The organism is Paraburkholderia terrae (assembly GCF_002902925.1).
GTDB lineage: Bacteria > Pseudomonadota > Gammaproteobacteria > Burkholderiales > Burkholderiaceae > Paraburkholderia > Paraburkholderia terrae.
Map to the genome: position 1 here is coordinate 2,548,679 of NZ_CP026113.1, position 22,746 is coordinate 2,571,424.

The 22,746-nt window shown below is 59.7% G+C and carries 20 protein-coding genes; 7 read left to right on the forward strand and 13 right to left on the reverse strand.

Annotated features, from left to right (window positions below; genetic code table 11):
* Positions 1-13: 13 nt before the first annotated feature.
* The gene (locus tag C2L65_RS41190) at positions 14-1,165 is read right to left on the reverse strand and encodes a citrate synthase family protein (RefSeq protein WP_042305660.1); all 1,152 of its coding nucleotides are present in this window, start codon (positions 1,163-1,165) and stop codon (positions 14-16) included.
* A 120-nt stretch (positions 1,166-1,285) separates the two neighbouring features.
* Between C2L65_RS41190 and C2L65_RS41195 the strand changes: the two genes are divergently transcribed.
* The 3 genes from C2L65_RS41195 to C2L65_RS41205 all read left to right on the forward strand — a co-directional run bounded on the left by C2L65_RS41195 (position 1,286) and on the right by C2L65_RS41205 (position 3,980).
* The gene (locus C2L65_RS41195; protein WP_042305732.1) at positions 1,286-2,653 is read left to right on the forward strand and encodes an MFS transporter; all 1,368 of its coding nucleotides are present in this window, start codon (positions 1,286-1,288) and stop codon (positions 2,651-2,653) included.
* 13 nt (positions 2,654-2,666) lie between these two features.
* Positions 2,667-3,647: a 2-hydroxyacid dehydrogenase gene (locus C2L65_RS41200; protein ID WP_042305661.1), complete on the forward strand. Its 981-nt coding sequence runs from the start codon at positions 2,667-2,669 to the stop codon at positions 3,645-3,647.
* A gap of 75 nt (positions 3,648-3,722) precedes the next feature.
* Positions 3,723-3,980 (forward strand): DUF2934 domain-containing protein, encoded by a 258-nt coding sequence (locus C2L65_RS41205; RefSeq protein ID WP_042305662.1) that lies wholly within the window; start codon positions 3,723-3,725, stop codon positions 3,978-3,980.
* 72 nt (positions 3,981-4,052) lie between these two features.
* On the opposite strand, the gene arsH is transcribed toward C2L65_RS41205, so the two are convergent.
* The 5 genes from arsH to C2L65_RS41230 are packed head-to-tail and all read right to left on the reverse strand — an operon-like array spanning position 4,053 to position 7,209.
* The gene (gene arsH / locus C2L65_RS41210) at positions 4,053-4,814 is read right to left on the reverse strand and encodes an arsenical resistance protein ArsH (RefSeq protein ID WP_042305663.1); all 762 of its coding nucleotides are present in this window, start codon (positions 4,812-4,814) and stop codon (positions 4,053-4,055) included.
* Between the two features lie 2 nt (positions 4,815-4,816).
* Positions 4,817-5,908, reverse strand: coding sequence for an ACR3 family arsenite efflux transporter (gene arsB / locus C2L65_RS41215; protein ID WP_042305664.1), 1,092 nt, complete (start codon positions 5,906-5,908; stop codon positions 4,817-4,819).
* Positions 5,895-6,416 (reverse strand): arsenate reductase ArsC, encoded by a 522-nt coding sequence (locus C2L65_RS41220; RefSeq protein ID WP_042305665.1) that lies wholly within the window; start codon positions 6,414-6,416, stop codon positions 5,895-5,897. Before C2L65_RS41220 ends, arsB begins: the two co-directional genes overlap by 14 nt.
* Entirely contained in the window at positions 6,413-6,880 is a 468-nt protein-coding gene (locus C2L65_RS41225; protein WP_042305666.1) for an ArsI/CadI family heavy metal resistance metalloenzyme, read from the reverse strand. Before C2L65_RS41225 ends, C2L65_RS41220 begins: the two co-directional genes overlap by 4 nt.
* Positions 6,881-6,882: 2 nt before the next feature.
* A complete protein-coding gene (locus C2L65_RS41230; protein ID WP_042305733.1) occupies positions 6,883-7,209 on the reverse strand; it encodes an ArsR/SmtB family transcription factor in 327 nt (108 codons plus the stop codon).
* Between the two features lie 206 nt (positions 7,210-7,415).
* Here C2L65_RS41230 and C2L65_RS41235 point away from each other — a divergent pair, with 206 nt between their 5' ends.
* Together C2L65_RS41235 and C2L65_RS41240 are read left to right on the forward strand one after the other, a co-directional pair.
* Complete coding sequence (locus tag C2L65_RS41235; protein WP_042305667.1) at positions 7,416-8,621, forward strand: GAF domain-containing sensor histidine kinase; 1,206 nt, start codon at positions 7,416-7,418, stop codon at positions 8,619-8,621.
* A 100-nt stretch (positions 8,622-8,721) separates the two neighbouring features.
* Positions 8,722-9,597 (forward strand): SDR family oxidoreductase, encoded by an 876-nt coding sequence (locus tag C2L65_RS41240; RefSeq protein WP_042305668.1) that lies wholly within the window; start codon positions 8,722-8,724, stop codon positions 9,595-9,597.
* 761 nt (positions 9,598-10,358) lie between these two features.
* Here the strand turns inward: C2L65_RS41240 and C2L65_RS41245 are convergent.
* The 5 genes from C2L65_RS41245 to C2L65_RS41280 all read right to left on the reverse strand — a co-directional run bounded on the left by C2L65_RS41245 (position 10,359) and on the right by C2L65_RS41280 (position 16,137).
* Positions 10,359-10,562 carry a cold-shock protein gene (locus C2L65_RS41245; RefSeq protein ID WP_042305669.1) on the reverse strand — a complete coding sequence of 68 codons (204 nt, stop codon included), beginning with the start codon at positions 10,560-10,562 and terminating at the stop codon, positions 10,359-10,361.
* A gap of 744 nt (positions 10,563-11,306) precedes the next feature.
* Positions 11,307-11,813, reverse strand: a complete 507-nt coding sequence (locus C2L65_RS41260; RefSeq protein ID WP_042305734.1) for a phasin family protein — start codon at positions 11,811-11,813, stop codon at positions 11,307-11,309.
* A gap of 895 nt (positions 11,814-12,708) precedes the next feature.
* Positions 12,709-13,887, reverse strand: coding sequence for a lactonase family protein (locus C2L65_RS41270; RefSeq protein WP_081920798.1), 1,179 nt, complete (start codon positions 13,885-13,887; stop codon positions 12,709-12,711).
* 131 nt (positions 13,888-14,018) lie between these two features.
* Positions 14,019-14,720: a helix-turn-helix domain-containing protein gene (locus C2L65_RS41275; protein ID WP_233446669.1), complete on the reverse strand. Its 702-nt coding sequence runs from the start codon at positions 14,718-14,720 to the stop codon at positions 14,019-14,021.
* Between the two features lie 391 nt (positions 14,721-15,111).
* A complete protein-coding gene (locus tag C2L65_RS41280; RefSeq protein ID WP_042305736.1) occupies positions 15,112-16,137 on the reverse strand; it encodes a porin in 1,026 nt (341 codons plus the stop codon).
* Positions 16,138-16,907: 770 nt separating this feature from the next.
* On the opposite strand from C2L65_RS41280, the gene C2L65_RS41285 reads away from it, so the two are divergent.
* Positions 16,908-17,831 (forward strand): hypothetical protein, encoded by a 924-nt coding sequence (locus tag C2L65_RS41285; RefSeq protein ID WP_156132253.1) that lies wholly within the window; start codon positions 16,908-16,910, stop codon positions 17,829-17,831.
* Between the two features lie 287 nt (positions 17,832-18,118).
* The gene (locus C2L65_RS41290; RefSeq protein WP_042305672.1) at positions 18,119-19,654 is read left to right on the forward strand and encodes a methyl-accepting chemotaxis protein; all 1,536 of its coding nucleotides are present in this window, start codon (positions 18,119-18,121) and stop codon (positions 19,652-19,654) included.
* A gap of 87 nt (positions 19,655-19,741) precedes the next feature.
* Here C2L65_RS41290 and C2L65_RS41295 read toward each other — a convergent pair whose 3' ends face one another.
* Together C2L65_RS41295 and C2L65_RS41300 are read right to left on the reverse strand one after the other, a co-directional pair.
* Positions 19,742-21,547, reverse strand: a complete 1,806-nt coding sequence (locus C2L65_RS41295; protein ID WP_233446670.1) for a hypothetical protein — start codon at positions 21,545-21,547, stop codon at positions 19,742-19,744.
* Between the two features lie 245 nt (positions 21,548-21,792).
* Positions 21,793-22,689 carry a substrate-binding domain-containing protein gene (locus C2L65_RS41300; RefSeq protein ID WP_042305673.1) on the reverse strand — a complete coding sequence of 299 codons (897 nt, stop codon included), beginning with the start codon at positions 22,687-22,689 and terminating at the stop codon, positions 21,793-21,795.
* Between the last annotated feature and the right edge of the window lie 57 nt (positions 22,690-22,746).

Sequence of the window (22,746 nt, forward strand, 5' to 3'; positions counted from 1 at the left end):
GACGGCGTGTGGCTCAGTCTTCGAGGTCGTCTCCTTCGGCGACGGGAGGCCCGATATAGTGCGCGCGAGGACGCAACAGACTGCCGCTCGTCATCTGTTCGATCGAGTGGGCGGCCCAGCCTACGCTTCTTGCGATCGCGAACAGCGCGAAGGCCGCGTCCCTTTGCAGCTCGCAATGCTCGACGAGTGCGGCAAGCGCAATATCGATAGTGGGCTGCATGCCCGTCAAGCTGTCCACGCAAGCAATTAGTTCGCTCGTCGTTTGCGAAGGCGCTAACATCGACAGCAGACAGGCTGCTCGCGGATCGCCTTGCGGGTAAAGCTCATGTCCAAACCCGGGCAACGACTTGTTATCGGCGAGCCGGCGTCGCACGGTCTGCCCGGCTCCCGAATGGCGCGCATCGTCGATCAGCGCATACACCCGTGTAATCGCGTCGCCGTGCAGCGGCCCGGAGAACGCAGCAAGTCCCGCCATCATGCACGCACCAAGCGACGCCCCCGTCGATGCAGCAACACGCGCAGCAAACGACGAGCTGGTCAGTTCCTGATCCGCGAGCAGCACGAGCGTGCGGCGCAAAAGCTCCGCGTGCCGCTCAGCCCGCCATGCACGAGCGATGCGTAAATGCAGCGGCCCCTCGTCCGAATCGAGCCCGACAAAAGCACTCGCGAGATGGCCAACCAATCGAGCCGCGTCCTCATGCATGCGCTCGACGTCCAACGCATGAACCGATCCGCCCTCAGGCGCCGCCATGCTCATTGCGGCAAAGACACGCGCTCTTGCGGAACCTTCCATCCTGACCGGTTGGGAAGCCGGAAAGCGGGGCCCTTCGGCCGAGTCCCACAACAGTTGCGCCGCTTCCTCAAGCGTCGCGGTCGCGGCCATTTGAATCGCGTCCTTGCCGCGGTAATACAGCCTGCCACGAACGATGGTCGAGATATGCGTATTGATGATGGGCTCGCCCCACGCCATCGTGCTCGCCGCGATGTTCTTGCGCGCGCGCCCGAGGTCGCGCTTTTTCATCAGCATCGAAATATCCGACGCGCGATACAGCTTGCGGCTGATGTGATCCGGGTCCCAGCGCACCTCGATCTGACCGCGGCTGACATAGGCGTATAGCGTCTGCTTGCGCACGCCGAGCGCCGCGCACGCCTCCTCCTGTGTCATCCAGTTCTTCACGTTGATTGACTCAATCAAGGTTGACGGTCATAGGTGCCGCCGGTTTAATGCAAAACATAAACACACAAAAAAGATCCGCACGACGTGCGCACCAAGGAGGAGATATCGATGGCTTCAGACCGAACGACCCAGTATATATCGACGGCATCGGAGCGCATGACGCGCACGCGCTACTCGATCCTCGCGACGATCCTGCTGCTGGCGACAATTGCCTATGCAGACCGCGCGATCCTGTCGATTGCAGGGCCCGGCATCGCGAAGGAATTCGGCCTGAATCACGTGCAGTTGGGTTATGTGCTGTCAGCATTCAGCTGGGCGTATGTGGTGGGCCAGATTCCAGGCGGCCTGCTGCTCGATCGGCTCGGCACCAAGAAGATGTATGGCGCGACGCTCATTTTGTGGTCGATCGCGACCATGCTGGTCGGTTTCATCGGCAACGTCACGTCGGATGTCTCCGTTGCACTTGCACTGCTGTTTGCACTGCGCTTCGCGCTCGGCCTGATCGAGGCACCGAGCTTCCCGGCGAACGGCCGCGTCGCGGTCATGTGGTTCCCGAAGGAAGAGCGCGGGCTCGCGACATCGCTCTTTGCTTCCGCTTCCTACTTCGCGGTGGCGATCTTCTCGCCTTTCGCGGGCTGGCTCACGGCGAAGTTCGGCTGGCCCTCGCCGTTCATCGCGCTTGGACTCATCGGCATTGCAGCGGCTGGCCTGTGGGCCGTCGTCATGCACGAACCGCGCAACCATCCGCGTGTGTCGTCGAGCGAACTCGATCACATCATTGCAGGCGGCGCGATGATCGACATCGACTCGAAACATGAACTGCAGGCTCGGCCTGCCGTGTCGTGGGCGCTCATGCGGACGCTGCTCGGCAACCGGATGCTGTGGTGCTCGTATATCGGCCAGTACTGCACCATCGCGCTGAGCTATTTCTTCATCACGTGGTTCCCGATCTATCTCGTGCAGGCGCGCGGCATGAACGTCATGGAAGCGGGCTTCGCAACGATGATTCCCGCCGTGTCCGGCTTTCTCGGCGGCATTGCGGGCGGCGTGATCTCCGACATGCTCATCCGTCACGGCTGGAGCGTTTCGTGGGCGCGCAAGACCCCGTATATCGTCGGCATGCTGGTGGGCTGCTGCCTCGTGCTGTCCGCCTTCACCGAGAGCAATGTCCTGATCGTGCTGTTGATGACGCTCGCGTTCTTCGGCAAAGGCACTGCTGCGGGCGCGGGCACCTGGGCCATCGTCAGCGACACGGCGCCGCGCGAAGCGGTTGGCCTTGCGGGCGCGATCTTCAATTGCGTGGGCAACATCGGCGGCATCGTCACGCCGATCGCTTTCGGCTACATCGTGCAGGCAACGGGCGGCTATACAGTCGGGCTCTACTTCGTCGCCGCACACTGCCTCGTCGCGGCTGTCGTCTACCTGCTGTTCATGGGCAATATCAAGCGGGTGCAGATGAGCACGCCCGGCATTTAATGGAAATCACGCTATGCAACAACCGGACACGCTGAAGCCAACCATACTCAACGCGGCGGAATTGCCCGAGTGGACCAATGCGGAACTCAGGGCGCAGTTCAATGTTCTCGATCTGCCGAAAGATCCCGACGCCGCCGCTGCGTTTCTGGCGACGCATGGTCATGAAGTGCGCGGCATTGCGTTGCGCAAGACGAAGATCGATGCAGCGTTTCTTGATGCCGTGCCTGCTGTCGAGATCATTTCGAGCTACAGCGCAGGTCTCGACAATCTGGACGTGCAGGCAGCCAGGTCGCGCGGCATCACGATCGAAAACACGTCGCACATTCTGGCCGAAGACGTCGCGAATGCGGCCGTCGGTCTTGCGCTTGCCGTTACCCGCGACTTCATCAACGCGGATGCCTTCGTCCGTACAGGTACGTGGCCGGAGCACGGACAATATCCGCTTGGACGTTCGATCTCGCGCATGAAGGTCGGGATCGTCGGACTCGGCACGATTGGATCGGCAATCGCGAAGCGCCTGCAAGCATTTGGCTCAAGCCTCGCGTATCTCGGCCCGAGCCGGAAATCGGTCGATATTCCGTACTATGACGACGTCGCCCATCTCGCGCGCGATTGCGACATGCTGATTCTGACCTGCCCGCTTTCTTCGTCCACACATCATCTCATCGATAAAGCCGTGCTCGATGCGCTTGGACCTCGCGGGTATCTCGTGAACATCTCGCGCGGGCCTGTGGTCGACGAGGCGGCGCTGATTGCCGCGCTCGCGCAAGACGGGATTGCGGGCGCGGCGCTCGATGTTTTCGAGCACGAACCGGTCGTTCCCGAAGCGCTGATACGCGATCGCAGAGTGGTGTTGACGCCGCATATCGGCTCGGCGACGGGTGAAACGCGGCGGAGCATGGCGGAGAACGTCGTCGATACGCTCGCCAGGCATTTCGGGCTCTCCGGCCCGCGCGACCGGCGGGTCGATGCTGCCGTCGAAAGTATCGGATGACATGGCCGACGCCGTTCCGGGTTCAGGCATCGCGAATGCTCAATGCCAAGGCGCTATTGATCCCGGGAGAACGACATGGCTGAATATGATGGCGAACGCAGCACCGACGAACGGATTCGCGAACGTGCGTATCAACTTTGGGAGCGGGACGACGATCCCAAGAAACATGCCGACGAGTACTGGGATACGGCACGCCGGCAGATCGAAGCCGAAGGCGCGGACGATGCGCCCGTCGAGCCCCCATTCGAGCAATCCGACAAGCGACAGCTGGAAAGCGAAGACCCGCAGGAAGGCGATGCGTCAGGCAAGCCGCGCGCGAAGCGGACGAGGTGACTACCGCGGAGTGAAATCGTCACTGACTGAAAGGGCGCCCACGTCTCTATCCGCGCATGAACGTGGCCGCGCTCATTCCGTTTCGCTGTCGTCGGTGTCGGCATTCGAACCGGTTTCGTGTCGCATCGCCGCGCTGGCAAGCGTGCTTGCCAGCGCGGGCGCTGCCTCCTTCCGTTCACTATAGCGATCGGTCAGATAGTCCGAACGATCCCGGACAAGCAGTGTGAACTTGAACAGCTCTTCCATCACGTCGACCACGCGGTCGTAGTACGCAGAGGGCTTCATCCGGCCGTCGGAATCGAACTCCTGCCAGGCCTTCGCAACCGACGACTGGTTGGGGATCGTCACCATCCGCATCCAGCGGCCGAGCACGCGCAGCGCATTCACCGCGTTGAAAGACTGCGAGCCGCCACATACCTGCATGACAGCGAGCGTGCGGCCTTGCGTCGGCCGTATTCCCGCGCTTTCGAGCGGCAGCCAGTCGACCTGGTTCTTGAATACGGCCGTCAGATTGCCGTGACGCTCGGGGCTGCACCATACCTGTCCTTCGGACCACTCCGACAGTTTGCGCAGTTCGATGACCTTCGGATGGTCTGCCGCGACACTATCGGCGAGCGGCAGGCCGTGAGGATCGAATATGCGTGTGTCCGCGCCGAAATGCCGGAGGATGCGCTCGGCTTCGAGCGTAAGCAGCCGGCTGTACGACGTGGCCCGCAGCGACCCATACAGCAGCAGGATGCGCGGCCGATGCGTCGATACAGCCGCGGGTGTCAGCTTCTCCAGTTGCGGTGTTTCGAAATGTGAAGCGCTGATGTTCGGCAGATCGCTCAGCATGGTCAGTTTCTCCGAAGGCTGGGCGCGGCTTGCCGGTGCCCTGATTCATACCAGGCCTGCGAACGGTTCACGATGCCGACGACCAGCAGCATCACGGGCACCTCGATCAATACGCCGACCACTGTCGCGAGCGCCGCGCCCGAATGAAAACCGAACAGGCTGATTGCCGTCGCGACTGCGAGTTCGAAGAAGTTGCTCGCGCCGATAAGACTCGATGGTCCAGCCACGCAATGTGCGACGCCAAGCCGGCGATTGAGCAGATAGGCGAGCCCCGAGTTCAGAAACACCTGAACGAGGATCGGCACGGCGAGCATCGCAATCACCAGCGGCTGCGCGACAATCGCCTGGCCTTGAAACGCGAACAGCAGGACCAGCGTCGCAAGCAATGCGCAGATCGACCACGGGCCAAGGCGCGCAACGACGCTGCGAAAATGCGCTTCGCCGCGCGCAAGCAGATGGCGCCGCAGCAGTTGCGCGAGGATCACGGGAATGACGATGTACAGACAGACGGACGCGATCAGCGTATCCCACGGCACGGTAATCGCGGACAAGCCGAGCAGCAACGCGACGAGGGGAGCAAACGCCACGATCATGATCGAGTCGTTCAGCGCGACCTGCGACAACGTGAAATACGGATCGCCCTTGCACAACTGCGACCAGACGAACACCATCGCCGTGCAGGGCGCGGCGGCCAGCAGGATCAGACCCGCGACGTAGCTGTCGAGCTGCTCGACGGGCAGCCACGGCCGAAACACGTGACGGATGAACAGCCAACCGAGCAGCGCCATCGAGAAAGGTTTGACGAGCCAGTTGACCGCAAGCGTCACGCCAATACCACGCCATTGGCTGCCGACCTGCTTCATCGCTGCGAAGTCGATCTTCACGAGCATCGGGATGATCATGATCCAGATCAGCACCCCGACGGGCACGTTGACATGCGCCACTTCCATACGGCCGATCGCCTGAAACACGCGCGGAAGTATCTGCCCAAACACCACACCGGCAACGATACACAGCGCAACCCACAGCGTCAGGTAGCGCTCGAAAAAACCGATCGCCGGGCGCACGGCTGTGCGAACCTCAGTGCTGCTCATTGGCTTCTTCCGCCGGGCGTTCGCCGATCGCGCGCATTTCGCGCTGGATCGCGTTGTGATCGAGAACGTGCAAAGGCAGGTTCACGAACTGGCTCACGCGGTTCATGATCTGTCGATACACCTTGTCGAAGACCTTGCGCTTCTCGTCGTCGGTTCCCTGGAAGGCGGCGGGATCTTCAAATCCCCAATGCGCCGTCACGGGCTTGCCAGGCCAGATCGGACAGACCTCGCCAGCGGCCTGATCGCACACGGTGATGACAAAGTCCATCTGCGGTGCGTCGGGTTTGGCGAACTCGTCCCAGCTCTTGCTGCGCGTCTGGGCCGTGTCATAGCCCAAGGCGTTGCATCGCTCGATCGCAAACGGATTGACCGCGCCGGATGGATGACTGCCCGCGCTGTATGCGCGAAAGCGGCCTTTGCCAAGCACGTTGAAGAGTGCTTCAGCCATGATGCTGCGCGCGCTGTTGCCCGTGCAGAGGATCAGCACGGAATAAGGTTTGTCGCTCATTGGCGGCTCCGGAATGAAATAGCGGTCTCGGACGGAACGCAACAGGCTGCCGTCGATCCGCTCACTGGTAGTGCCTCGATATGGGACTGCCCGTAGACGGGCGCCGATTCGAGCGTTCGAAAGGTTTCCCACGCGACGCCTTGCGGATCGACGGTCCACGCCTTGTCGGACTTCGCATAGCAACACGTGGTGCCGCTCTGGCGTTGCACAGGGAGTGCGGCCGCGGCGAAGCGCGCGTTCATCTCAGCAAGTTCTCCATCGGTTTCGACCTGGATGCCGATGTGGTCGACGCCCGGCTTCGCGCCGCGTTGCGAGATCGCGAAGTTCACGGGCGGATCGGTCAACTCCCACTTGCAATAGTCGCTCTTCGTAACCGTCGGCTCGACGTTGCCGAACATCGCGCTGTAGAAGCGGACGCTGTCCGCAAGGTTCTCGACCGCGACGTGGATGTGCATGCGTTTCATGGCTAGTCTCCGCAGCAGTTGGAAAGGTCGCTGGCGGCGCAGGGGGCGCCGGCACAGCAGTTCTCAGTGAGAAAGCCGATCAGCGTGGTCATCGCATCGAAGTTGGCGGTGTAGATGACGAAGCGCCCCTCCTGTCGCGAACTCACCAGTTCAGCGTGCGTGAGGTCTTTCAGGTGAAACGACAGGCTGGAAGGCGAAATCCCCAACTGCTGCGCGATTTCACCCGCCGCCATACCTTCAGGGCCGGCAATGACGAGCTGGCGAAAGATGGCGAGGCGGGATTCGTGAGCGAGCGCGCCGAGCGCGCGTACGGCATTGATCGTGTCCATGTCGACCACTTTACTCGCTCCATTTCTATATTTCAAGAAATGTTGAAATGATAGTTTGTCAGGGACAGGACTGATCGTTTAGCCGTGGAGCAATCGCAACGCGTGGTCGATTGCGAAATGCGGGCCCAGTTTATAGATGCGCCGGGTATTCGCGCCCGACCGCGCAAGAAATGTTGCAAAATGGACCAAACCACGGGGTGGTATAGATGCCAAATTTACCGGTTTCACTCGATTCGCAAGAGTCGCTTGCCCGCGACCTTGGTGCGGTAGCCCGGATTTCCGCCGTACCGTCCATTCTGCGCATGATTTGTGATGAGACGGGAATGGGATTCGCGGCTGTTGCGCGAGTCACTGACACCAGTTGGACCGCTTGCGCCGTGCAGGACAACGTCGGCTTCGGGTTGAAGCCCGGCGGCCAACTGGAACTCCAGACGACGCTGTGCTTTGAGTCTCGCGCAGCACGCGCGCCTATCATCATCGACAAGTTCAGTGAGGATCCGACCTACCAAGGTCACCACACCCCTGCAATCTACGGCCTGGAAAGCTACATCTCCGTTCCAATCATCTTGCCGAACGGTGAGTATTTCGGAAACCTCTGTGCAATTGACGCCCGGCCGGCGCAAGTCTCGGAGCCACGCATCGTCCGGATGTTTGAGGTCTTCGCCAATCTGATTGCGATGCAACTGGAAAGCGAAAAGCGCCAGTGGTCGACGGAAGCACAACTGATGAGCGAAAGGGAAACGGCCGCGCTGAGAGAGCAGTTCATCGCCGTGCTTGGCCATGACCTGCGAAACCCACTCGCAGCCGTGAATGCAACCGCCGAAATACTGAGCCGTCGTCACGCTGACCCAGACCTGACGAACATGGGGAAGCGCCTTAAAGCGACGGTGTTCCGGATGAGTCGGCTAATCGACGACGTGATGGATTTCGCGCGAATTCGACTCGGGTCAGGGATGAGAGTCGCCATCACGCCTGACGAAGACCTCGCAGTACACCTGCGCGCGGTCGTCGACGAGCTTCGCGCCGCAAATGAATCGCGCATTGTAACCAGCCATCTTGATGTTCGAGCAACCGTCCGTTGCGACACTGGGCGCATCCAGCAGTTGCTATCCAACCTGCTAGCTAACGCTCTTACGCACGGATCGACCGATGCGCCGGTTGTCGTGGAAGCGAGCAGTGACGAGACTCATCTGGTTCTCTCGGTCACCAACGATGGAGAGCCTATTGAGCCGCATTTATTGGCGAAGGTATTCGAGCCATACTGGCGACCTCCGACAAGCGCACCTGGCGGCGGATTAGGCCTCGGTCTCTACATCTGCAAGCAGATCGTTGAAGCACACGCTGGCACGCTCGAGGTGGTTTCCACCGCCGACGCAGGCACCCGTTTTACGGCGCGAATCCCTCTAACGTGAATCGTCGCATTTGACATCGCTGGTTGCCTCGCTCAAAGCAACGTTGTCAAAGCGGCCAGCTACTGAAGCGTAGGCTGTTGAATATCACCTGGAGACGACCATGGCGCTTACCGGCAAGACGATATTCATGTCAGGCGGCAGTCGCGGTATCGGACTTGCCATTGCACTCCGGGCGGCACGTGACGGCGCGAACGTCGTGATTGCAGCGAAGACGGCCGACCCGGACCCGCGGCTAGACGGCACGATACATACGGCAGCCGCCGCCGTGGAAGCTGCCGGCGGAAAGGCGCTACCGCTTGTCGTCGACATTCGCGATGAAGAACGCGTAAAGGCCGCGGTTGCCAAGGCCGTTGACGTGTTCGGCGGCATCGACATACTCGTGAACAATGCTAGCGCCATCCGGCTGACGGGAACGCTGGATACCCCCGTCAAACGGTACGACCTGATGCATGGGGTGAACGGCAGAGGCACGTTTGTCTGTGCTCAGGCCTGCCTGCCTCACCTTCTCGATTCGCCGAATCCACACATCCTTACGCTGTCGCCTCCGCTGGTCACGGACCCCAAGTGGTTCAAGGATTTCCCGGCATACACAATTGCCAAATACACGATGAGCCTGTTCACACTGGCGCTGGCCGGTGAGTTCAAGGACCGTGGCGTCGCCGTCAATTCGCTGTGGCCAAGAACCGCGATTGCGACCGCTGCCGTGCGAAACGAGATTGGCGGCGCAGACATGATTGCTACGTGTCGCAAACCGGAGATAGTTGCCGACGCGGCCTACTTTATCCTGACACGCCCATCCAGGGAGTGCTCGGGAAATTTCTTTCTCGATGACGAAGTACTATTGGCAGCTGGCGTCCGGGACTTCTCTCAATACGACGTCCAGGCTGGAGCCGCATTGCAGGCTGATTTTTTTGTCGATGCCTTGCCTGGCATGCTACCGGCGGACAACATGATAAAGCCCGCCAAGCCCTCATGAGATTCGCTGGTCACGTAGCAATGAGACCGAACGCGACATAGACTTGCGTGAGAAAACCACTAACGCGCAGGAGGCAACGATTCATTTCTCCAGAAGACGGTCCAGTTCTCGACGGTCGTGGGTTGCACTTCACGCAAAGGAACGGGTGAGTCAACGGTCTACGTTATCGGCAACATCTATTCGAGAAATGTTGGATGAAGGTCGATGCGTGTTGCTTGAGGAGGTTCCGCCCAGCCGCCGCTGTTGCCTTATCTACAGCAAAGTGGACGACCGCTGTTTTGTCGTTGTGCAGGACATCGGTAACTGGGCTGTCGTTACCGTTCTGCCACTCTGGATGTGGAACAACGGCGGTTTGTCGGAAAGCTCGCCTCAGGCAACCGAAGCTCGCGAGCTGGCGCTCGAACCACGCTCACGCCGGCCAAAACGAGAAAATTTCGGATATCAGTCGCGACAGCGGACCGGGCTGTTCAGGCGTAGACGATAAGCCCGCCCGGCGCTTGACGACTCTCGCCGACGCGCCCACCCTCCACGTCGCGCGCTCGCTGCCTTCAATGACACATTTCACATTTCGCACAATCCTGCTTGGCGCCCGGTTCTGCGGAGTGCGTTGCCCTCAAGCAGGCGGTGAGCGTGTCATCACATGCGGGCGTGGGCAATCAAAAGCACGTGGCCCGTCCGCATTCGCGAACGGCACATAGTTGCAAGAAGAACCGTCCACCTAGGCGGACAATTCCTTGCGAGACAGCAAAAGCTCTCAGGTATCAGAGCGGTTGAATGTTGGCCGCCTGCTTGCCCTTCGGTCCTTGCTTGACCTCGAAGCTCACCTTTTGCCCCTCCTGAAGAGACTTGAAGCCCTCCGCCTTCACTTCCGAGAAATGCGCAAACAGGTCTTCGCCGCCATCGTCTGGCGTAATGAAGCCAAAGCCCTTCGCATCGTTAAACCACTTCACAGTACCGGTTGCCATGATTGTTTCCAAAATTGAAATAGGCCGCGTTTTGCAGACGCCATCGGCCGCGTCGTAGGTGCGTTCAATGTCCTCAGACGACGGAGTGTCGCGGTCCACCGTCAATCGCGTCCCCATCGTTTGCCAAGGCTTGCCGAGAAAGCACGCCCCGCAAGAATAAACCCTATGCGAACTTGCCGCGCAGCACAATGGGCGTCTTTCCGGACTACCGGATGGCTGAAAAACATTGGCAGTTGACGCCCGGACGCCGTCGCAACGACGACATGTTTGCAGTCAATTGAAATACGACGAGCGAAGCGTTTCCTTCAAAACAGAGGGATCGCCATGAAGGCTATTGAACGTGACTGCGCTTCCAGAGCAACGCTGCGCATGAAATTGCTACACCCCTGCTGCTACTTCATGCACCCGTCGATTTGATTGCAGCGGCACCACACGTGATCTCGCTTCGGGAAAGCGAGTTGGTTTATCTCGTCGAGTCGGAGCAAGGCCAAACCATGTTCGCGATCACGGACAAAGGAAATGCCGCGCTGCGGATACTGGACGCACGTCGAGTCAACGGCGTGGGCCCAAGCCCGACGCGTCCTTATCAAGTCTTGAGATGATGCCGCGCCAACTGGGCCGTACAGCAATCGGCTCAATATCGAATACGGCCAACAGGAGAATCGTTCAACTACTCCACGGACAGAGCGACAACCCGGACCCACTGGGAGTCCCGGTCTTCCGACCGAGACCCCGTCTCTAGCGCTACGCCTGACTGACAGCGGTTTCGACGGCCTTTTTGGTCGTCCTTGTGGCTGCCGCATACGCTGCATCAGCGGCCTGGCTCGCGGCGCCGAAACTCGACTTCCAGAAGGCAACAATCGTGTCGCCTCCCGGCAGCGCATTTTTCGACATGTTGTCGAACCAGGCTTTGGGTTCGAATGAAGGTTGCTTGAAAACCACTTTGGCCGCCTCCTCGAACTCAGCCTGAGTGCTCGAGACAATTTCGGTTACGTGCTTCCAATAGCCCTGCGCCCTTTGAACGCCAGTCTGAAGTTGGCTCGTTTGAACTGCGAAGGCTGCTTGCGGACCCTTGCCAATGACGGGCTGGACAGCGACTTCCTGCACCTCGGCCAGAGTCGCTTTGAGCGTCTGTGTATTGAGTTCAAGCAGCATTTCGAACCCGTGGAGCGCTTTGTTCGCAAGACCGAAGACTGTGTCGACGCTTGCTTTGGTGGCGCTAATCGTTTGTTCCGGTACGAGCGTGGTCATGGCTGACTCCAAAAATAGGGGCATGTCGCCCAATTCACATGCTGCGTTGCAGCAATTCATGAGCCTATCTTAATGATAAATCCCGTGAAGTCAAACATATATTTAGCCGGTCTGGAGCACCAATCCCCCTAGAAGGCTCGCCCTGTATGAATTGTCGCGTGATGGGCCGTCAAACGATTCATTTCTACGGAATTTCCACGTCCGCGTTGCGTCGCAGCAAATTTCAGCGGTCATCTCGGCGGTGGCGATAGGTTGCTGACTTGCACGAGCGCGCTCTGCCCCGATTTCCTGCAGGCAGCTATCTATCCGGATGAATAGGCTCGATGCTCGGGCGAAGGGCTTGCCTTGCCTGAACGAATTCCTAGCCGGTCTCGCAGTTGTGTCCAAACCGAACTCCACACGCCCATCGATTTGATTCGTTGACGATTTCCAATCAAGAAATCACTGAAAATAACTACGTGTGGAAAATTGTCGCGCGATACTCGAGGTGCCCGCCTGGGCTGCTCGCGGGTTCCTCACCTTGGCCCGCTCCAACGGGCTTGCTTTTCCTCCAGTGTCGACGGCCTGTTTTCCACCAGGAGGCAGAAACTATGGACGACTGTACCGTTTGCGCCAGTCTCGAAGGGCGGCCTGCTGACATTGCACGCGCAGAAGGCATGAAGTTGATAGGCATAGGCCAATGCGAAGGCGTAACCGCTATTGAGCATTATCTATGCGAGCAATGCGGTGCTGTCATGGCGCGCCAACTTTGCGGGTGCTCGTCTGAGAAAGTGTGGACGGTCCTTGCTTGACCATTGCCCCGGGACAGCGACATCAACTCGAAGGTTTCGAGTTGCGAGTTCAAGTCCCGCCCTGGGCACCACGTTCGAGTTGTAGCAACGCGTACTCTGGTTCGTCACTCCACGAAGGCAACACTAACGGGTGTCGGCATATCGACCGATTCTCCCGTATCCGACACCATGCCCGTCGTGCGGTCGATGCTGAACACATTCACTTTCCCGCTACGCTGGTTAGCGACCAGCAGCCACTTCCCAGACGGATGAATGGCAAAGCCCCACGGCTTGTCGCCACCCGACGACGCGCGCTGAATCAGCGAAAGCATGCCTGACTCAGGATTCACGCGATAAACGACCAGTTCGTTTTCGCCGCGGTTTTCGACATAGACAAAGCGGCCATCCTGGCTGATCGCAATTTCCGCCCCGCTCTTCACGCCTTGAAACGCCGCATTGCTGACAGGCAACGACTGCACGAGCGTCAGGCGCGCGTTCGTCGCATCCCAGCGCAGCACCATGACTTCCGCCGACAACTCAGTGAGCAGATAAGCGAGCGTGCCATCCGGACCAAACGCGATATGACGAGGGCCACTGCCAGGCGGAACGACGAACGGATGCAGACCAGCGTCGTCGCCGGTCATCAATGCATGCGTCGCGAGGTCAAAGCGATAGATGAACACGCGATCGGCGCCGAGATCGGGAACGAGCACATATCGCCCCGACGGATCGACTACGGCACTGTGCGCGTGCGCGCTCGCCTGTCGTCGATTCGGCCCGGAGCCCGTCTCCTTGATCGTGGACACCCGCGAGCCCAGGCTCCCATCGGAATTGACCGCAATGCTAGACACCGAACCACCACCGAAATTCGCGGCAAGCAAGGTCGTCGCGGACATGTCGAGCCAGAGATTCGTCGTGCCGCTGCCGCCAGCGAGAACCACCTTCATTTTCGTTAGCGCGCCCGATGCCCGGTGTACTGCATAAGCGGTGACGCTGCCTTCTCTGGCGCTGTCGTCATCGACGGCATAAAGCACGGGAAGTCGGGGATGCGCGGCGATCCACGTCGCTTTCGGGCCCTGCGCTACTGTGCCGATCGCACTCAGCTTGCCGGTCGACGTGTCGAAGTGCAGCGCGCGAATCTCGCTATTTTGCGTACCTACATAGACGAGATCCGTTTGCGCATCGCTCGGCCGCGTCGCGGCGCTCTTGCATGCGCTGATCAATCCCGTCAACAACGTCAGCGCGATGAATGCAGCGACGAATCCGTAACGCGTTAGCCTGTCTCTCTGGAGGGACCGAGTCATCAGCGGTTAGCTTGGAGAACAAATGGGCTAAGCGTAGTCGATATGCAATTGGACGTCCTTGCACAAAAATCGGATTCGCTGGTATTTTCCGATCCGATTACTGCGGCACGTAGCAATGCAGACGCTTGCGACTACTGTCGCGCCGCCGCGCGGAACTGGCTCGGTGCCTGCCCCACTTCTCTGCGGAAGAAGCGCGTAAAGTACGCGGCATCAGCGAAGCCAAGCCCGAAAGCAATCTGCTCCACCGACATGTTCCCAAAGATGAGATCGCGCTTAGCCTCGGTGATGATCCGCGCGTGAATCATCTTGGTGGGACTTTGCTCTGTGGCGGAAGCACAGGCTGCGCGAAGTTGAACCAATGACACCGCCATCCTCGATGCATAGTCTTGCAGCGGCAGGTTCTCGCGGTAATGCTGGTCGATCAGTTTGCGGAACCGGTCGACGAGGCGGATATCGTTGCGCGTTGCACTCTCGCTGCCCGTCTGGTCGAGCCGCGCTTCACGCAGCAACATCAGCAGCAGCGTGGTCAGCATTGCTTCCGCACCGACCACATGACCGACCGCGTCGGACTCGACCTCATCCTTGAGGCGCTGCATCAGGCTGTAGAACGCCATTCCCGCGTCGGCGGATTCCGCGAGCGGGATCATCCGCGGCGACGCCCACAACTCGATGAACTCGTGGAGCTTCGCGTTGACTTGCGTCAGATAGGCGACCTCGATCGTCACGACCCATCTGTCGACATCGACTTCGTAGTCGAGGCCGTGAACGCATTCTGTCGGCAACAGCAATGCGCAGGGACCTTCGAACGGCACGCTGCTGCCTTCCAGGTTCATGACGCCGCGCCCGCTACGAACGAATATGACTTGCCCGTAGGCCGGATGCGCGTGAGGTTCTGTTCGCCAACGTCCCCGGTCCGTCACATGTCCCACATGCACCAGCCAGTTCTTTTCTTCAGGGCGTTCAACGTACAAACGGACCTTGGGAACGGTGGCGTGCTTCGCCTTGTCGTTCCACTTGGGTTGAACCTTTGCCATGGCACTGTACGTCATCATGTCTCTCTGACGGTCTGGCTGACTGGGTGTCGGCCGCCATCGTTATTTCAGTATCACAGGACTGGGTCCCTGCGTGATTCACCGTCTCCAGGTTGCTCCACATCTTCGCACACCGTACCGTACGCAGCGACCTGCGATTTACCCCAACGCACGCGCTGCCTCCTTCCAGATATCAGAACGTATGCACCATTCCGAGCGTGATGCCGCGCGTATTGTTGCCGGGCGCAACCGTCACGCCCGTGTACGCCGTGCCGTTCAGCGTGAAGTGCGCCTGGTTCCGGTTCTGGATGAATCCGGCCGATGCGTAAAGCGTCGTGACCTTGGAAAGAAAGTGTTCGTAAGCAAGACCGACTTGCTGCGCGTTGTTTCCTTGACCCGTTCTATCGTGCGCATAACCGTACAGCAGCGCCACCGTGTCGGCGGGACTGATCAGATACGATCCCGATGCTTCGTAGACCTCGCGCTTCGTGCTGTCGTCGGTTTGCCGTTCTGTGTGGTACGCCAGATAGAAGCGCGCCGCGCCTACTCCAACAGACGCACCAGCGTTGAAAATTTTCAGTATCGACGTTCCCGCCGCGTTGGCGGCCTGCTCATAGCCGGCCGCTGCGCGGAACGGTCCGTTCACGTAACGGACAGCCGCGTTATAGAACTGCAATCCGTTCGTGGGCTTTGTCGTCGCATCGCGCATGGCGACCATGAACTGCGCAGTCAGGCCGTAGACGGTCGGCGTGAAGTAGGAGATCGCGTTGTTGACGCGCACCGTCAGGCTGTTGAAGTTGTTCATCGGCGACGCGACGCTCATCACTGCGAGCGGATCGAGTTCGGGGTTCATGAAGATGTATTGAGGCGTGTTTTGAAGCCCAAAACGCATCTCACCGAAGCTACCCGACATGCCGACCCATGCCTGTCGATTGAAGGCGGCGGCCGAATTCGAAGCCGCCCCTGTCACGCCTGAAAAGCCCTGCTCCAGTTGAAAGTTGACGTGCAGGCCACTGCCGATATCCTCGCTGCCTTTCAATCCATATCGGCTCGCAAACAGTCCGCCCGATTCCGCACGCGTCACAGACCCCGTACCCGGATTCTGATACTCGATGCCATTGTCGATCACGCCGTACAACGTGACCGACGATTGCGCGTGTGCAATGTTGACGGCGCATACACTCGCGACGCCCGATGCGATAACGATCAGCTTCTTCATTTCGTCTCCGAACAGTCTCTGCTTTTTCTGGAACCAGCCGGATCGTCGTGAATGCATAACTCACGACGAAGCCATGCATGTGGTTCCGTTGATTAAATTCGTAGAGCTGATTGCGTCGCGTGCGCGGCTGCGCGGCGAGACGACGGGGATACGCGGCGTGGCGTGTGTCCGGGTCGTAGGGAAGCGGGAGAAGGTGCAAGGTGTGAGCGAATGCTCATCGACTGCTCAATTGGGGCGACCTTGCCGGGCAATCGCGTCTCCTGTTGACTTCGCTCGCCGACAACCGGAAGAAGACTCCAGCCGCCGGACGCATTGTCTTGTGAGAGCAAGAATAGGTGTGGCCCGCTCGCGCGTCCCTACACAAAAGTCAGATTCACTGGCATTTTTTATCAGCGAACGATCGACGACGATTCGAGACGACCACTCGACTGCGCTTCAACACACCACACAAAAATGCCAGCGAATCTGATTTTTGTGTAAAGGCAAACGTCGAGGCATTCAATAGTATTTCTTCCCACCGCGACACCCTTTTCCGTGTTGATTCGTTCAACCACACGTCGGCGGTGCGGCCGGACCGGGAGCCCGAAAGCGGCCACGCTTGATGGTCCAGACGGCTTCTCACAACTACGCCCCGAGCATCTTGCTCCTTGTTCGTCCTCCAGCAAGCTGGACAAAGCGGGGTTGATAACAAATGCACATTGGACGGAGACATGAAAAACATATCGGTAGCTTTGCGCACATCGCTTCTCGGCGCGGCAATGCTCTGTTGCTTGAGCGAACCCACGTACGCGGAGGTCTACACCGCGCCCGCCGTTTCAGCGCCGCAGGATGCGCCGCAAAAGCCACAGACACAAACGAACACCGCTGCGCCTCTCACTGCGCCGAGTCTGAAGTCGGGCGAGGAACCCGGCGAGCCGCCTGTGTCATGGAACGATACATATATCGGCTACCGCTACGGCAACGACTTCCACTATCCGGGCATGAGCGCCAAGATCGTGCAGAACATCGGCTCGCTCACAACAACGGGCGGCTTCCGGTTCGGCAGCTACGCGTTCAATGTCGATTACCTCGTCTCCAACGCTGCGAATCCTGAAGCGGGCGGTCCGTCGTCAGGTGGCGCACAAGAGGTGTATAGCATCGGCCGCGTCGAACTGAGCGCAGGCAAGATTCTTGGACGGCGCGTGGGCATCGGCATCATCCGCGACGTGGGTTTCACCGGCGGTTATGAGTTCGGCGCGAAGAACGACGCTTACGCGGAGCGCGCGCGGATGCTCGTATTCGGTCCGACCATCGAATTCGCCTTGCCGCGCGGCTTCCTGAATCTGACGGCAGGTGCGCGAACCGAGAGCAATCACAACGGCATTACCGGCGTGGACGTGCATTTTCATACGGCGTGGCACATCGAGAGTTCGTGGCTCTTTCCGTTCAGGGCCGGTCCCGTTCCATTCATTTTCCGCGGCTTCGCCAGTGTGACGGGGCCGAAAGGCAAGGACGGCTTCGGCGTCGAGACAACCACCGAGTTCCTCACGCGCGTCTCGCTGCTCGCAGATCTCGGCTCGTTCGCCGGTCATCCTCGCGCGGTCTACGCTGGTGTCGGCTATGAGTATTGGCATCACATGTACGGCACGCCGACCAGCGAAACAGTCGGCACCATCACGTCCGCACCAATGCTCATGGCAGAAATTCACTTCTGATCGGCGGCGTGACTGAGTGCGATGATTGGCGACCCGTCAAGCGGGTTGCCAATCGTCGTTTGTGCGCTCGTTATAGCAATTACGTCCGCTATTAAAGCGGTCTCCATCGCACCACATTACTCCCGACGACCGTCCAATCGAAAGCGCGGCAACTGCCGCGCTTTGCACGTCTGGGCGATAAGAAAAACTGGGCGCGATATGGCGAATTCGAATTCGCCCTGCACTCAATTTATCCGGCATCCAGCCGATAAACCTTGCAGAGCCCTAACGATTCCAACCGCAAACCAATGAGAATTTCCACCCGACTGATCGTGCTGGTCACCGTGGCACTACTGGGCATAGCCTGTGTCGTCGCCGTGTCGCTTCATGCGTTGAGCAATGCGCTGATTGCCAACCGCCAGGCCGAAGCGGTCAATCTTCTGACGAAAGCAGAACACATGATCCAGTCATACCGCGCGCTCGAAGCAAGCGGCAAGATGACGCGAGACGAAGCGCAGGCGGCTGCGAAACGCACATTGAATGCGCTCAACGCCGACAAGAAGAGCTACTACTGGGTGATGAATCCAAACGGCCTGATGCTCGTGCATCCCGTCGACGAGTTGATCGGCAGGCGCATGGTCGGGAAAGGCGCGTTGCCGGGCGAAACGGATCTGGACGCTTACCGGCGTGGTTTGTCGAACAGTCACTACGCACTCGTCGACGTGCTGATCCAGCGCTCGCAGAACGGCAAGTACGAGGCGAAGCTGCAAGGCGTCGTCGCGGTTCCCGAATGGGAATGGTGGATCGGCACCGGCTTTTTCTACGACGACATCGACGCTGCCTTCTGGCGTACCGCCACCCGCCTGCTCGCGATTTCGGCGGCGATTCTCGCGGTGGTGTGCCTGATGGCGTGGTACATGACGAAGAGCATTCGCAAGACGCTCGGCGGCGAACCTGCGGACGCCGCCGCATTCGCCGCGCAGATCGCGGCAGGCAATCTGGCCGCTGAGATCGATCTCGCATCGGCGGATCGCGGCAGCCTGATGTTCGCGCTGCACGAGATGAAGCTCAAATTGCGCGAACTCGTGCGCGACATCCAGCTCACCAGCGAATCCATCGCAACGGGATCGAGTGAAATCTCGCAAGGCAACACCGACCTGTCGCAACGAACGGAGGAGCAGGCGGCATCGCTGCAGGAAACGGCCGCGAGCATGGAGCAACTGACGACGACCGTGCAGCACAACGCCGACAACGCGCGCCAGGCCAGCCAGCTTGCCGTGCAGGCGTCGGCGGCGAGCAAGAGCGGCGGCGAAGCGGTCGACCAGGTGGTCGGCACGATGCAGGGCATCGTCGAACAGTCGCGCAAGATTGGCGACATCATCGGCGTGATCGAAGGCATTGCGTTTCAAACCAACATTCTCGCGTTGAACGCGGCCGTCGAGGCAGCGCGCGCCGGCGAGGAAGGCCGTGGCTTCGCGGTCGTCGCGGGCGAAGTGCGCTCGCTTGCGCAACGCAGCGCATCGGCGGCGAAGGACATCAAGGCGCTGATCCAGGCATCGCTTGTGCGTGTCGACGAAGGCACCGGTCAGGTTGCCGACGCGGGCGAACGGATGCGCGAAATCCTTCAATCGATTGCACGCGTGAGCGACATCATGGGCGAGATCGCAGCGGCATCGACCGAACAGAGCACGGGCATCGAGCAGGTCAACCGTGCTGTCTCGCAGATGGATGAAGTCACACAACAGAATGCCGCGCTGGTCGAACAGGCTGCGGCGGCGGCTGCATCTCTCGACGATCAGGCTGCACGCCTGCGCGCTTCCGTTAAGCAGTTCCGACTCGCCTGAGTCAAGCGCAAGCACGTCGGTTAGCAAATGCAAAAAGGCGCTGTGCAAAAACACAGCGCCCTTTTTCATATCGATGCAATCAACCGGTCAGGGATTCGGAATGTACATCGGCATCGCTTCTTCCCACAGCGTGTCGGTGATGGCGTGCTGATCGCTGCCGTCGGCGTTCATCACCCAGTTCTGTCCGTCAGGCTGGAAGCTGTTGTCGTATAGCGCGAGTTCGTCCCTGAAACCATACGTGCCCGAGCTATACGCGATACGCCCATCCCACGTCCACACAGCGTGCCCCTGGTTCGAGCCGTCGTCGGTCAGGCGGCTCAGTCCCGTGCCATCCGGCTTGATGGTGAACACGTCATAGTTAAACTTGTTTGGATCGGTCGGGTTGATCTGTTTGCGCGTGAAGACGATCTTCGTGCCGTCCGGCGACCAGCCCGGCAGGTTGTCCGCTTCCGTGGTCAGGACCGTCGTGGTGCGCGTATCCAGATCGAGAATGCGCAGACCCTGCACCTTCTGGCTCCATACGCGATAAACGATCTTCTTGCCGTCCGGCGAGTAGCTCGGAAAACCTGCGTTGATCGAGCCGTCCGTCAGGATTTCCGGATGTCCGCTCATGCTGCCGTCGGCCTTGATCCGCGCGATACGGCCCGGACCCGCGCCACGTGTGAAGAACCAGTCACCCACGCCAAACGCGACCCATTGACGGTCCGGCGACCACGTCGGCTGGAATGCGCCTGCGAGGCCCTTCTTCACCATGTCCGGATCGAGTCCGCTCGTCGACGGATCGTAGATGCGCGTATAGCCGGAGAAATCGGGGTTGATGATGGCAATCGACGAATTGATCGCCTTTTCCGTGTACACCAGTTTCTTGCGATCCGCCGACAGCTGCGGGAACACGTCGATGTACTTGTAGTTCCATGCGCGGTCGAAGCTGAAGAGCGGCGTTCCATTCGCGTGCGCCGGGCGGAACGTCACTTTCTCATAGACCATCTTGCTGCCGTCCGCCGAATAGCGCGGCGAGCGGATACCTGTACCCGCTGTCGAGCGGAACGTGCCCGCCGTCGTGTAGATGCCTTCCGTGTCGCCGCCCTTGACGTGATAGGCAACGTTCGTCGCGCTCACGTATTGCGGAAACACCTTCAGGCCCGGCGTCGATGTCAACGTCGTTCTGCCAAGGCTCGATACATCCACCGACACCAGTTGCGAACTAACCGAGTTGATCCCCTCGGGACGATGCGCGCCCCACGTCGACTCGACGGGTGTTTCATAGAACACGACCTGCTTGCCATCCTGCGACCACGACGGCGAGCCTTCATCGAAACCCGGATTGCCCGCGATCTTCTTCCATCCGGAGCCATCGGGCCGGATCAGATAGATGCTGCTTTCCTGCGTGCGCTCCCAGCCGACGGGCAGGTTATGACCGCGCCAGTCGGAGCCGATATCCGACGACAACGCGAGCCACTTGCCGTCCGGTGACCACGAAGGCCGGAAGTAGCTATGCGGCTTGCCCGGATCGAACGCGATCGACCCCGTGACATTCTTCAGCGCGCCCGTCGCGATGTTCAGCGTCCACACGTTGGTCGTGCCGAAACCCGCCTCGCCCCTGCGCGACGAAACGAATGCAATGAGGTTCGGATCGGTCGGCGAAATGACGGCGGCATCGTCTACGGCGATGTGATCGGTGAGCCGTTGCAAGCCCGTCCCGTCGATCTTCACGCGATACAGATTCGACTGGCCAAGCCCATCGCGCTCCGACGTGAAGACGATCCACTGGCCATTCTTCGAAAAGGAAGCGTGATAGTCGAAGCCATCGGTTGCGATCAGGCGGTGCTCGCCTGAACCGTCTGCATTCGAGACATACAACTCGGACGTCACAGGTCCGATACGGTTGAGCAACAGGTCCCCGTTCTGCGCTGCACCGGCTACGGCCGGTATCACGATGCAAACGCCCCCTGCTGCAATGCATGCCAATAGTTTCTTCAATGACGAAGTCAAATACACAGCGAAATGCCTCCAGTTGATTATGCGTCAGAGAGCGGACCGAATTGTCCGACCGCTCCTGCGTCTCCATTGTCTTGAGCGCTTTGTGTTTCTGTCTCTTACTGCTTCTTCCTGTATGTCGTCACTGTGACGCGTCGCTGTCAGCCCAGACTGCCTGTGACGTCATCGAACAGTTCGTCTACCGTCAGCCGATGCGGAATGATCTTCTGATCGAGCGCCCAATCGATGGCCAGCTGGATGCCCTTGCGGTTCGCCTCCAGCCCGATAGGCGGAAACACGTTGGGCACGCCGCCTTCCGTCAGCGCGCGGCTTTCGACGATCATCCGGTACAACTCGCGAACCACGTCAGGGTGCTTCTTCGAAAGGTCCTCATGCACGACGAACATGTGATTGATGGGGACCACGCCTTCACGCGCGAACCAGTCTTTCGCGGCAGCCTGCGCATCGGGAACGAGCGTGCGCACGCGTGGGTCTTTCGGCATGTCTTCGCCGAGCAACGCAGCGCTCAGTTCGCCGTCGAGCATCATCTGCGGGATCGACGAGCCCGCCGGCAAGCGCTCGCAATTGTTCGGATCGCGATACTCGGCGAGATGGCCGTCGCCGAGTGTCATCCACGTCACCTTGTCGAGATCGACACCGTATTCGTGGCGCAGAATGCCGCGAATCCACAGCGCCGTCGTCTGCGTATAGGTGCGCACGCCGACCTTCTTGCCTTCGATATCCTTTGGATTCAAATGGCCAAAGTCGATATTGAAGCCCGCGCAATGATGCTGGAAGCGGCCCGAGATCGGCGCCGGCAGCAGCACATAGGGCTTGCCATACGCCTTGGCCTGCAGGAACGTGACGATCGCCAGTTCACCCGCATCGAACTTGTTCTCGCGCACCATCGCCTTGAAGCCGTTATGCGCGGGCGTCGGTCCGCAGAAGTCGAGATTGACGAGGTCCGATGCAACCCGTCCGTCCTTCATCGCCTTCGTCACGGGATAAGTGGCGAGATTGGTGCGCAGCGTCGGCACCTCAGTGAGAGTGGTAGTCATGGATCTCCGTCCTTATGCTTGAATGAATTGCAGTCTGACCTCGACTACGTGTTCGGC